Origin of the sequence: Nostoc sp. FACHB-110 (assembly GCF_014697425.1) — a bacterium.
Classification (GTDB): Bacteria; Cyanobacteriota; Cyanobacteriia; order Cyanobacteriales; family Nostocaceae; genus Nostoc_B.
This window is the reverse complement of record NZ_JACJRU010000001.1, coordinates 553,281-565,314: the sequence shown is the minus strand read 5'-3', so window position 1 is coordinate 565,314 and position 12,034 is coordinate 553,281. Positions and strand designations below refer to the sequence as shown.

General features: G+C 38.0%; 13 protein-coding genes and 1 pseudogene. 5 read left to right on the top strand and 9 right to left on the bottom strand.

Features of this window, described 5'->3' with window-relative positions; translation table 11 throughout:
* Window positions 1-358 precede the first annotated feature (358 nt).
* The 4 genes from H6G69_RS02145 (at window position 359) to rpsU (ending at window position 2,487) form a co-directional block, all read left to right on the top strand.
* Entirely contained in the window at window positions 359-514 is a 156-nt protein-coding gene (locus H6G69_RS02145; protein WP_206757633.1) for a hypothetical protein, read from the top strand.
* Complete coding sequence (locus H6G69_RS02140) at window positions 515-1,291, top strand: hypothetical protein (RefSeq protein WP_190681042.1); 777 nt, start codon at window positions 515-517, stop codon at window positions 1,289-1,291.
* 601 nt (window positions 1,292-1,892) lie between these two features.
* A complete protein-coding gene (locus tag H6G69_RS02135) occupies window positions 1,893-2,228 on the top strand; it encodes an RNA-binding protein (RefSeq protein WP_190681041.1) in 336 nt (111 codons plus the stop codon).
* Between the two features lie 70 nt (window positions 2,229-2,298).
* Window positions 2,299-2,487, top strand: coding sequence for a 30S ribosomal protein S21 (gene rpsU, locus H6G69_RS02130; RefSeq protein ID WP_015115835.1), 189 nt, complete (start codon window positions 2,299-2,301; stop codon window positions 2,485-2,487).
* 449 nt (window positions 2,488-2,936) lie between these two features.
* On the opposite strand, the gene H6G69_RS02125 is transcribed toward rpsU, so the two are convergent.
* A complete protein-coding gene (locus H6G69_RS02125) occupies window positions 2,937-3,944 on the bottom strand; it encodes an Mrp/NBP35 family ATP-binding protein (protein ID WP_190681039.1) in 1,008 nt (335 codons plus the stop codon).
* 142 nt (window positions 3,945-4,086) lie between these two features.
* Here H6G69_RS02125 and H6G69_RS02120 point away from each other — a divergent pair, with 142 nt between their 5' ends.
* Window positions 4,087-4,593, top strand: coding sequence for a 2'-5' RNA ligase family protein (locus tag H6G69_RS02120; RefSeq protein WP_190681037.1), 507 nt, complete (start codon window positions 4,087-4,089; stop codon window positions 4,591-4,593).
* A gap of 52 nt (window positions 4,594-4,645) precedes the next feature.
* Here H6G69_RS02120 and H6G69_RS02115 read toward each other — a convergent pair whose 3' ends face one another.
* The 8 genes and pseudogenes from H6G69_RS02115 to H6G69_RS02080 all read right to left on the bottom strand — a co-directional run bounded on the left by H6G69_RS02115 (window position 4,646) and on the right by H6G69_RS02080 (window position 11,838).
* The gene (locus H6G69_RS02115; protein WP_190681034.1) at window positions 4,646-5,404 is read right to left on the bottom strand and encodes a DUF4058 family protein; all 759 of its coding nucleotides are present in this window, start codon (window positions 5,402-5,404) and stop codon (window positions 4,646-4,648) included.
* 22 nt (window positions 5,405-5,426) lie between these two features.
* On the bottom strand, window positions 5,427-6,398 hold the full coding sequence (locus H6G69_RS02110; protein WP_190681032.1) for a HEAT repeat domain-containing protein: 972 nt from the start codon (window positions 6,396-6,398) through the stop codon (window positions 5,427-5,429).
* A gap of 100 nt (window positions 6,399-6,498) precedes the next feature.
* Window positions 6,499-6,726, bottom strand: coding sequence for a ferredoxin family protein (locus H6G69_RS02105; protein ID WP_053455107.1), 228 nt, complete (start codon window positions 6,724-6,726; stop codon window positions 6,499-6,501).
* 31 nt (window positions 6,727-6,757) lie between these two features.
* Complete coding sequence (locus H6G69_RS02100; RefSeq protein WP_190681030.1) at window positions 6,758-7,219, bottom strand: GNAT family N-acetyltransferase; 462 nt, start codon at window positions 7,217-7,219, stop codon at window positions 6,758-6,760.
* Between the two features lie 12 nt (window positions 7,220-7,231).
* On the bottom strand, window positions 7,232-8,017 hold the full coding sequence (locus H6G69_RS02095) for a class I SAM-dependent methyltransferase (protein WP_190681028.1): 786 nt from the start codon (window positions 8,015-8,017) through the stop codon (window positions 7,232-7,234).
* A 67-nt stretch (window positions 8,018-8,084) separates the two neighbouring features.
* Window positions 8,085-8,737, bottom strand: a pseudogene (locus tag H6G69_RS02090) (GDSL-type esterase/lipase family protein).
* 155 nt (window positions 8,738-8,892) lie between these two features.
* Entirely contained in the window at window positions 8,893-10,602 is a 1,710-nt protein-coding gene (locus H6G69_RS02085; RefSeq protein WP_190681025.1) for a fumarate reductase/succinate dehydrogenase flavoprotein subunit, read from the bottom strand.
* 195 nt (window positions 10,603-10,797) lie between these two features.
* Window positions 10,798-11,838 (bottom strand): sulfonate ABC transporter substrate-binding protein, encoded by a 1,041-nt coding sequence (locus H6G69_RS02080; RefSeq protein WP_242071946.1) that lies wholly within the window; start codon window positions 11,836-11,838, stop codon window positions 10,798-10,800.
* Window positions 11,839-12,034 lie beyond the last annotated feature (196 nt).

The window sequence follows — 12,034 nt, the reverse complement described above, 5'->3', positions numbered from 1 at the left end:
AATCGCCAAAAATTTACTGAATTAAGTTTAAGAAAATACTAAACAAAGGTAAAAATAGGAGCTATTTATCAAGTTTAAAAAACCAATTTGTATTGCACACTTGGAGTAGAGGAAGAGGTAACAATTATATTGCTACTAGAACTGGTATCGTACGGGCAGCAAAATCCCACAAAGGAACAGGTGAACTGTGGTAAAATTTGGGTGCTGGCTTAAGCTATACCACTTGCCCAGACAATTCCACTTAAACAACTTTAGTATTGAGTATATTGAAAAAATTTGGTGCATTTGGTTGTTTAAATCTAGCAATTCTCTAGTGCAAAATACAGATTTTTCCTTTGCTATATTGACAGGAGTTTGTGTGTTCGCTTGGAAAATACCAACTCATAATAAATTTAGCAATATTGATTGTAAATATCTCTATTTAAAACCAGAACAGCAAGAAAGACAACCTGTAGAAGGGGATTTTTGTCTGGCTGAATTAGCCCGAATATTAAGTCAATTAGGAAATGATTAGATGCAAATTATTGAGCAAACATCAACTAAATTATCTTTAGAAGATAATAATTGGCAATGGCTGTGGGGAATAATGTTTAGTATTCCGTTTGTTACTGTGGGATTGCTGATTATTACAACTACAAGCAATTTAACTAAATTAGAATGTCAGCGCAATAACAGTAACGCAATTACTTGCCAAAGAACAATTATTAGTTTATTTGGAACAGAAATAACTAGGCTCCCTGGTCAGCTAAAGAAAGCTGCTGTTGTAACAGAACATGGCACAGGAGTTGTAGTGTATACTTCTTCTGGTATCGGTGCGATCGAATTAGTAAATCATAGAGTATTTATTAAAGAGAAGCACTACAAAATTACTGAGACAATTAATGCTTTTATCAACAATCCTCAACAGCTTGGGCTAAAGATTCAACAAGATGATCGATGGTCAGGATTTCTGGAAGGAATGGTATTTTTACTTCCCAGTATTGCTATTATTTTTCAATCCTTAGCAATTCCAAAGCAGATTTTTTGTCAGTTTGATAAATCTTCAGACCAAATTATTATCAAAAAACAACATCAGGCTTTAGGTATTTTTACTCAAATAACAAAGCTAAGTGAAGTTTTAAAAGTCTCTGTTACTCAAATGCCCTTAGCAAGTCGAACTCCGTGGTACTTAATACAACTAGAATTAAAATTAGGTAAATTAGTTTCTATATCATCACCTACGCGTGATTACAAGCGTTATCAACAGATTGTAAATACGATAAATTACTTTATTAAGTCAAAAGACTTCTAACTTTACCTGTAGCAGAGCTTTTCGAGCCAGTTTGACCAAGCCCCACATCACCGTCTTCACACTCAGCCACACCCTACACCCTGTTGTTGACGGAAGTTTTCACCGTCTCAAGTTGCATTTGTCAATCAGTTGCGATCGCCGTTTAACCATGAGACGAAGCAAAAATGTGGCTATTGGCATATAATTATACCATTTCACGAAAATCCTGAGCCAAATCCATTGGTTTTTAATCTTTTCTCCCTGCCCCCTGCTCCCCTGCGACCCATTTGTATGAAACTTAAAGTGAAACGGTATTACTCATCTGGGTGAATTCAGTTTTACGGTTGAGGCTTGGGAGGGTGAGTCTCAAGTCACTGAACTATTTGGATTCGGAATTTCAGCAGATGCAGGTGATTTGGGATTTTTGCCTGATGACATCAGGGTTAACCATTTATTAACCTTTACGGGATGCATCTAATTAGTTTTTATGTCATCCTAGAAAAAGAGAATTAATTTGGTGAGTATTTTTGTTGTTAGTATTGACAGGATTTTCCCTTTTAGTATTTACAGACTGTTCTCCAAAATTTAAATCTCTACAAACTGATAATTTTGGAGAAAATTAATGTCAATTTATGTAGGCAACCTCTCTTACCAAGTTACAGAAGATGATATCAAGGGAGTTTTTGCCGAATATGGTACAGTAAACCGGGTTCAATTACCCACTGACAGAGAAACAGGCCGTCTGCGCGGCTTCGCTTTCGTGGAAATGGGTACAGAAGCTGAAGAAACTGCTGCTATTGAAGCTCTTGATGGTGCTGAATGGATGGGCCGTGACCTAAAAGTGAACAAAGCCAAGCCCAGAGAAGACAGAGGTTCTTCTGGTGGAAACCGGGGCGGATATGGTGGCGGTGGTGGACGCGGTGGATATAGTGGCGGCGGTGGACGCGGACGCTATTAGAATTTAAAACCGGAAATTTGAGAAAGCCAATTTTTAGGCCATTGAGGCATTCAATTTAGTAGGAGAGAGGATGACCCAAATTATAGTGGGTGAAAATGAACATCTTGAGTCGGCCTTACGTCGATTCAAGCGAGAAGTTTCCAAAGCCGGAATTTTTCAAGACATGAGGAAGCACCGTCACTTTGAAACGCCTATTGAAAAATCCAAGCGCAAAAAACTGGCTTTACAAAAGCAGGGTAAAAGACGTTTCCGCACTTGAGAACTGACATAAGTTTTAATGAATGCCCTCATAGTGTTTATGAGGGTTTTTTCTATGGAATTTAGCAGCAGTAAGCGGTTAATCTGACTCAAAGTATAAAACCCTCAAATAAAATCTCAAGTTAAGTAGGTCGATGTTAAAAATTGTCGATATGACAAGGCAGAAGGAAAGAGGGTTTTAGGTAATTTTACTTTTCGTTACATACTTTGGTTTATTTGCACCGTTCTACTTACCATGCTCAAACAATCATTAAACTTTAATAGCTATTGACTATTATCAAAAAAGGGCGTTGCATAAATGCGGGATGAATTAAGCATTTTTAGCAAGGTTAACTATCGATGTTTCGCGCCTTTGCGCCTTTGCGCGAAACAAAAAACATCCCTCTAATCAGCAACGCCCAAAAAAGTTTATATTTGGCAAAGAAAGCCACAAATATGCGTAACAGCTTATTAAATGGCTGTGGTAAAATTTGTGTGAAGCGCGATCGCAATTTTTCTAAAAACCTCACTCGCTGGGGAAGCTTGTTCACTCGTAGCTATAGGATTTCCGCTATCACCACCGCTACAAATACGCGCATCAATGGGGATTTGTCCTAACAGTGGTGCTTGTAATTCGGCTGCGAGTTGTTCACCGCCACCACTACCAAAAATATAGGTGCGTGAACCACAATCTCCACAGATTAAATAACTCATATTTTCCACAATCCCCAGCACCGGCACACCGACTTGGCGGAACATATATATATTACGTCGAACATCGGCAACAGCAACTTGCTGCGGAGTCGTCACCAGAATCACACCACAAATTGGACTTTCTTGAATAATTGTAATTTGAGCATCACCTGTACCTGGTGGTAAATCTATCAATAAATAATCTAATTCGCCCCATTCCACATCATTGATAAATTGCGTAATAATTTTATGCAGTACAGGCCCACGCCAAGCCAAAGGACGATTTTTTTCTGCCAGTAAACCCACCGACATTAATTTAATTCCTTGCACTTCCAGAGGTAAAAATTTATCACCTGTAGGAGTCTGAATTACTTCCACATCAGCTTGACCTAACCCCAACATTTGCGGCACATTCGGCCCATAAACATCCGCATCCAATAGCCCAACCTTTGCCCCTTGTAAGCTTAAAGCGGCGGCTATATTTACAGCAGTTGTTGATTTACCAACACCACCCTTACCACTAGAAATTCCCAGAGTGATTTTTACCCCAGGAATTGTACAAATTTGAATATAAGTCTTTTTACACCAAGTTAAAGCTGATAATTTAGCTTCAACTTCTGTTTTGAATTGCTGCTGATGAGAACCAATACATAAACGCAAGTAAACGTAGTCATCAACTATGCGGAGATTCCGCACCATTCCCAAACTTACAATGTCATTTTTTAAAGTTGGTTCGATTACCTGCTTGAGCAGTTCGACTACTTCTTGTTGATAGACTATAGTCATAGTTTATAAGTTGAAAATTTAGTAATATAAAACTTGTATAATAACTGAGTCAATACTGTAATTAGTGTAGATTAAGTGTAATAGAAGGAAACACAATAATTATATTGATTTACGCTACTACAATCAATTAAGACTTAACATTATGTCTTACGCACTTGTATATTATCCCAATATTAACACAGAGTATATCCAGCAAATAAGGCAGCAATCTGATCCACAATTTGATTTAATTGAACCTCATATTACCCTGGTATTTCCCATAAACGCATCTATTAATGAAAACAAGCTCATTGCTCATATCGAGAGTATTTTGAGTAATTGGAAAACATTTCATATTCATCTCCAAGGATTGCAAAAATCATGGGATGAATATCTGTTTTTAATTGTTGAATCAGGAAAGTTAGATATAATCAAATTACACGATGAACTATATACAGATATATTAGCTGAATATCATAGAGATAATTTACTATTCGTTCCGCATTTAACACTAGGAAAATTTACAAAAGATACGGAGCAAATTTTGCAAGATTCATCAGCAGTAGAATATTTAAATTATCATTGTTTTGTTGATAAGCTCCACCTGATAAATATTGCTGATGAGCAGATGTCAATAATTTGGAGTAAAGAATTTGTATTGCGAAATTAACAAAGCTCTGATTGTGTTAGCATTACTAATACCCAATAATTATGGCTCTTATTTAAATTGCTACAACTTTTTTTATCCAAGCTTCTTCTTCAGGAAGTCGCCTAACTTTTAAAGGTTGTGTATAATCAATGGCTAAGTCAAATCTAGCACGTTCATACACTTCATTTAATAACCTTTGTAAATCAACAATTGGCTCAGGTTCACCCTCACGCAAAGGTACAGGAAAAACCGGAATTGGAGTTTTTAAATCGAAGGTATATAAATCGGCATCAGGTCTGTTGTAGTTGCGACTAACCAAGATACTATAATCTGTGATTTTCAGACCTAAAATCGGCATCGGTTCACCTTGTTTTAAAAGGTCAATTTCTACCAAATTAGTAGCAGAAGCTAAAATTTTCTGTCTTTTGCTTTCGTAAGCAGTTCTACCTTCTTTGGAGATTTTATTTTTAGGAGAAAGTATTTCAATTACAGCTACTACTTCTTTATTTTGAGTTGCACGCACTTCTAAAAATCTTTCAGTTACTTGTTCAGGGATGGGAAGTTTGACTTTAGTAGGTTCGCTAAGTTTTGCAGCAGTAAAAGTTGTGCTAATATCTGGAATATTACGGTTAGCAACCGCTACATCAGCAATTCCCACCAGTAAGATATCATCTACACTTGTATAAACTCGCTCTTCAATAGAAACTCGGTATTTAGGCGCGATTTGAGGAGTCAAATCATCAGCTATAGCGACAATCAAACGATTATGAACTTGATGCCAAAGTTCAGACTGTTCCAAATACGGGTTCATTCCAGGAAATGGATTTCCCATTGCACTTTCCCTTAATTATTGATTACTCTCCTGATACTATTTTATCTGTTTGTATCTTGTTAATCGCCCGTTGTGCTTGAATAGCAACTTCCCTGTCAGGGTCATCTAACGCTTGTTGCAGAGGGATAATAACATCAGAATGAGCGAAATTACCAAGAGCAATTACAGCTTCTTTGCGAACATCTGCATATTCATCTGTTAAAGCTTGAATTAATTGGGGTATAACTTGAATATCTGGAATTTTTTGTAAGGCTTGTGCTGTTGCTTTCCTGACTTGCCAATGTTCATCACTTAAAGCAGTTTCTAAAGCGAAAATTGCTTGATGATTTGCATGAATAGCTAGAGATTTAGCCGCATTACGCCGCACTTGCCAATCACTATCATTAGTTAGTGCTTGACTGAGTTTATTAATTACTTCTGTATCTTGTAGATGTCCCAGAGTTAAAGCCGCAGCCCGTCGCACCACTGCTGACTCATCAAAGATTAAATCTAAAGCTTCTGGGCATTTTTCTAGTTGATTAAGATATCGCAATGTAGTTATTGCAGCTTCTCTTAATTCGGGATTATTTGATTGTAAAAATGGTAATATATAGGGTAAAGATTGAATATCATGAATTTTACGCAACAGCACTAAAATATTGAGTTGTGTATTGATAGCATCAATTTTTAGTTTATCTAGTAAAAGCAATAAATCATCTTGACTAACTAACTCATTTAAAGCTGATGCAGCTTCAGTCCGAATATCTTCATCTTGCGAACTCAAGCATTCAATTAAAGCAGGAATCGCTACAGGATTAGCAATTTCCCAAAGAGCAGATATGGCTATTTTTTGGACGGAAATATATTCATCTTTAAGAGCGATAATTAAAGCATCAATTGTCTCTTCTTCACCGAGATGTTGTAAAGTTTTAACAGCAACTAAGCGGTCATTAACATCAGGCGATCGCAACATTTCTATCCATTGATTTAATTCAGAATCAGCACTTATAGACATCTTAAATCCTCTCTCAAACTCTTACTCTCCGCACCTATGGTTACTGAGCGAAGTCGAAGTATGCGCCTCTGCGTGAAATTCACATTACTCTAAGACATAATCACCGCAACAAAAAAGGAATCTGCACCGTAATAGCATTAGTAGGACATTCCTTTTCACAAGGTAAACAAAACCAACATTCGTCATATTTCATATAAGCTTTCCCAGTCTCTGGATTCTTAGCCAACACATCTAAAGGACAAACCTCAATACAAGCCGTACATTTTTCCAAACATTTCGATTCATCAACAATGACAGGAACATCTACTCTTTGATTGATTAAAGCCATAACATCATTCCCCAACTTTGTAATTTAGACATTAAACTAATTGCTTATAAAAAGCTAAAGACTGTTTTATATTTCTATAACCAATTTTTTCATAAAATAAATGTGCCTCTTTGCGGATAATATTAGAACGTAAAATGACTCCATCACATTCTTTTAATACAGCCCATTGTTCGATATACTGCATTAAATAACGCCCAATTCCGTGATGACGATAATCTTTATCTACCACTAGTCCTAAAAGAATTGCTTGCTTTGGCATAATGAGTAAATCACAAATATGAGCGTGCGCCCAACCAATTACATATTCATTTGCTACAGTTGCAACATAAACAATATGTTCTGCATCATTTTGAATTTTATTCAGACGTTGCGCTACCTGTTGAATTGTCAGGGAGTATCCTAGTTGTTCACCAAGGGTAGTAATGCTTTCTGCATCTTTAATATTAGCTTGTTTAATTGTAACTTCTTTAACTAAAGCAACTTTATTTACCATAATTATTACCCATCATGATTTATCGAATGTTGTGTAAATAAAGCGATAGCCTATATCAATCTCTTGCAGATTATAAATTGCACCATATTTTTTTATCCATTCTCCACTATTTAAATCGGCTGTAAGTAACTCTAATCCTTGCGCTACTAAATCTTGATTAGCTAACGCAAAAGATGATATACCCGCAAGTACTTCGGCTTTCAGATATAATTCTGGTCGTCTCCAAGCTGCGGCGGCGAATAAATCAGACAAGTCGTGTGGTAATAAAAATGGTATGGCTTCAACACGCTTTTTAGTATTCTGCTGAAGTAAATTAATTTGTTCGTCAAGGGTTAAAAATCGTAAAGCATCTTCCCACAAAAAGGGAAAATAATCATAAAGCCAAATTCTTTGCGCGAGTCTAATATCAAAAGTTAGTAAAACGATTGTTCCATCTCTAATAATTCTTTGCATTTCTTGGAAAGATTTTTCGAGATGCGAAAAGTGATGTATCGCTAAAATACTGATAACACCATCAACAGATTTATCTGGTAAAGCTAAATTTTCTGCATAGCCAGTAAACCACTCAACTTGAGGATGTACAACCGCTTGCTGTCGCATCACAATAGAAGGTTCAACCGCATAAACAAACAATCCTTGGTTAGCCAAGGCTACACTATAACCACCAGTACCAGCACCAATATCAGCGATAACGCTACCCTTTGGTAAATTGAGTAGATTAGTTATTGCATTGACGATGCGAATGTCAGGAAGGCGAGTTTGGGAATATTGTTGACCAATGGAATTATAAATAGGCATTTTTTATAAGAATTTAAGTGAATAAATAAAAACTATTTAGCTAATGGCAGCAAATTTTAAATTTGATTTATGATAAACTTTGGTTTAACTTTTTACCCGAAAGATGAGGAAACCAATTTAACCAGCCACTCCAATTTTGTACAAGATTGGCAAACTCTGTATATCCTGCGGTTCTGGGATGTGCGCCATCATAAGATTTGGCCTCCTCTACCCAAATATTGGACTGTTTTAAAGGAGTAAAAACATCGAGGTAAGGTATATTCAGTTCATTACATATTAAAGAAAATTCCTGAGATAAATTTGCTATTCTTTGATTTCTTTGATCCTGCTGATTATCTGCACATGGTGGAGGACTAATCATTAAAACAGGATATAATTTCTTTGCTTCACTTAAGATAATCCGGGCCTTCTCAATTGATTCAGATAATTCGACACGAGTTTTACCATTTTCAATAGTTGTATCATTTACGCCAAAAGAAAATACTACTCTACCGTCATATTCATCTGGTAAACGCTATAAACAGTTTCTCTTAACCAACGTTGTCTTAACTCTGTACTGGTTTCTCGTCTCACTCCTAAATTATAGTAAGTAATATCATAGCCATTTTTATTAGCATAAACACATATTCTTCCTGTCCAGCCTAGACACTCTGGGTCACCAGTACCGTTAACAAATGATTCACCAAGAAAGCATATTCTAATTTGTGATAAATCTGTCATTTTTAGTTAAATTGCAAGTTATATTTTTTTGAAATAACATATTAATAATTAATTGAGTATACTGGATTTATTCATCGTGTAGAGTAAGACGAACGTAAGTGCGATCGTCAGATTCAAGAACTGTACAGGCAGGTTGCGGGTTCATTTTGAATACTTTACTTCACAGCTACATTGTATAGTTCTTTGGCTGTGTCTACTTCGACAATATAAGGTTCTACAGGACGCTTGAACAATACCATTTGTCCTGACTCGTCTTTCTTTAAATTGACATGACAGAACCATTCATCATCATTTTTTTCGGGATAATCTAAGCGGTAATGATAAAGCCCCCAGCGAGTTTCTTGGCGATATAAGGATGCTCTGGCTGCCATTTCTGCACAGTCTCGAATAAAATGTACTTCCAGAGAGCGCATTAATTCATGGGGGTCACGCGCACCCATTAAATCTAATGTTTGTTGATATTGGACAAATTGTTTCAAACCAATTTCGATTTTGTTGCCTGATTTGGGTGGTTGGAGATAATCATTAACTAAGCGTCTGAGTTTATATTCGACTTGAGTATGGGGTACGCCATTGGGTCGAGTTAATGGGGCATAAATTCTGGCTTTTTCTGTTTCTAAAAAATCGGCATCTGGTTCAACAAAATCTAAATCTTGGATATATTCAATGGCATGGGTTCCGGCTATGCGACCAAATACAAATGCCCCAATCATATAATTATGGGGAACGCTGGCCATGTCTCCGGCTGCATATAAACCGGGGAGTGTGGTTTGGGCATTTTCATTTACCCACACACCAGAAGCACTATGACCACTACATAAGCCGATTTCGGAAATGTGCATTTCTACGCCGTGGGTGCGGTAATCTTCATTTCTCCCTTGATGAAAGCGTTCTCTACTTGGTCTTTCATTTGCCCAAAGTATGGATTCAATTTCGGCAATTGTATCTTCATCAAGATGGGTCATTTTGAGTTGGACTGGCCCTTTTCCTGAGTTTAATTCCTTCCAGATTTCCAACATCATTTGACCACTCCAATAGTCGCAACTAATGAAGCGATTTCCTTCGGCATTGGCTGTATGTGCGCCAAATGGCCCGGCAACATAGGCGCAGGCAGGGCCGTTGTAATCTTTAATTAGGGGATTAATTTGAAAACATTCAATGTTGCTGAGTTCTGCACCTGCGTGATAAGCCATTGAATAGCCATCGCCGGCGTTGGTAGGATTTTCATAAGTGCCGTAGAGATAGCCGGAAGCGGGTAAGCCGAGTCTGCCACAAGCACCTGTACAGAGGATGACGGCTTTGGCTTGAATGATGATATAGTCGCCGTTTCTGACATCAAATCCGACTGCACCAACAGCACGTCCGTCTTTGACTAAAACACGGGTAGCCATCACACGGTTCGTGACTTTGACTTTGTGGCGTTTAACTTGGCGGGTAAGAATAGTTTTCAGGTCTTTACCTTCTGGCATGGGTAAGACGTATTTACCCACACGATGCACCTGTTTTAAGTCATAGTTACCTTGGGCATCTTTTTGAAACTTTACGCCCCAACTTTCTAATTCTTGGATGACTTCGTAACCTAATTTACCTGTTTGATAGACGGCTTTTTGGTTGAGAATGCCATCGTTAGCGAGGGTGATTTCCCTGACGTACTGTTCTGGTGTGGAGTGGCCAGGGATGACTGCGGTGTTGACTCCATCCATCCCCATTGCGATCGCACCACTCCGACGTATGTTAGCTTTTTCTAATATCAGCACCTCTGCATCAGGATTTGCCTGCTTAGCTTTAATACCTGCCATTGTGCCAGCCGTACCGCCGCCAATGACGAGTACATCAATTTTTATGCGTTGAGTATTGATATTCATATCTATAAAAAAGGGTGTAGGGTGTAGGGAATGTTCCTTTTTGATTTAGACTACCTCTTACCTCCTGCCTTCTGACTTGAAAGTGCTGAGTGCTGTTAGCGGTAGCGGGGCGTTTAGCCCGTGCTGAGTAAAAATACCAGTCTCACTTTCATACTTGGTGATGAAACTTGTTTCATCAAGACTGCCTTCTGCCTCTTATTGATTACCTTTCCAAACAATTTCGCTAACATTGACAGATTTCGGTATCAGCTTGATTTTGTAAAAAGTATCGGCAATTTCCTGCTGTGCGCGAATTACTTCGTCGGTTAGCGGTAGTACGTCGTAGTCTCGGCGTTTTTCTGCCACTTCTAACACTCCAGCATCAATTCCCAATGCTGGCGCGAGAAATTTGGCGACTTCTGTAGGATTATTTTTTGCCCAGTCGCTTCTTTTTTTGACTTGTTCCAACACTGTTTTTAGAGCATCAGGGTTCTTGTCTACAAAAGATTTCGCCGCTAAATAATAACCACGATTTGGTGCTAACCCAGTGGCATCAGTTAAGGTACGTGCGCCTGTAGCAGCTTGCGCCGCCGCTAAATACGGGTCCCAAATTGCCCAAGCATCAACATTATTACCCTCAAATGCCGCACGCGCGTCGGGAGGTTGGAGAAAAGCAGGTTTGATATCTGTGTAATTTACTCCCCCTTTTTCTAAGGCTTTGACTAATAGATAGTTAGTATTAGAACCTTTGGCAAACGCAACTCGTTTACCTTTTAAGTCTGCAAGGCTTTGAATAGGGGAATTTTTCGGCACAATAATTGCTTCGGCTTTGGTACTCCAAGGGTCGTAAGCAACATATACTAAGGGATTACCTGCTGCTTGGGCAAAGATTGGTGGTGATTCACCTGTGTAGCCAAAATCAATACTCCCAGCGTTCATTGCTTCTAACATTGGGGGGCCAGAAGGAAATTCTGACCATGTTACGGAAGCACCACTCGCGGCAAAAGCCTTTTCTAAATCTTGCTGTGCCTTAATCGCACTGAGAATAGTTGCAGCTTTTTGATAACCAATACGAACCACTACACCTTGATTGGTTGGACTGGAGTTAGCTGTTGGTGTTGCACTAGAGTTATTGGCATTGTTAGAAGAACACGCAGATATAACAAGTGTCAAAGTTAATCCGCAAGCAAAAAACAAAGCAAATGTATTAATTCTCCATATTTCATAATTCTGAAGAAAGTTGCCGACAATCTTCATAACTTTATTGAATAAATACTTAGTTAACATACGTGCAGTTAATACTACGTTATATCGAGCAAGTTACAGTAATTTTTAGCATAGTCACACAAATAAGGCACAAATGCAAGAGCCGCAAAATTCATCAGAACTTACCAAGTCCTGTTAGGGTAGGAGTAGGGACTCATACCAATTCAATTTAAGTGTGATACAAACG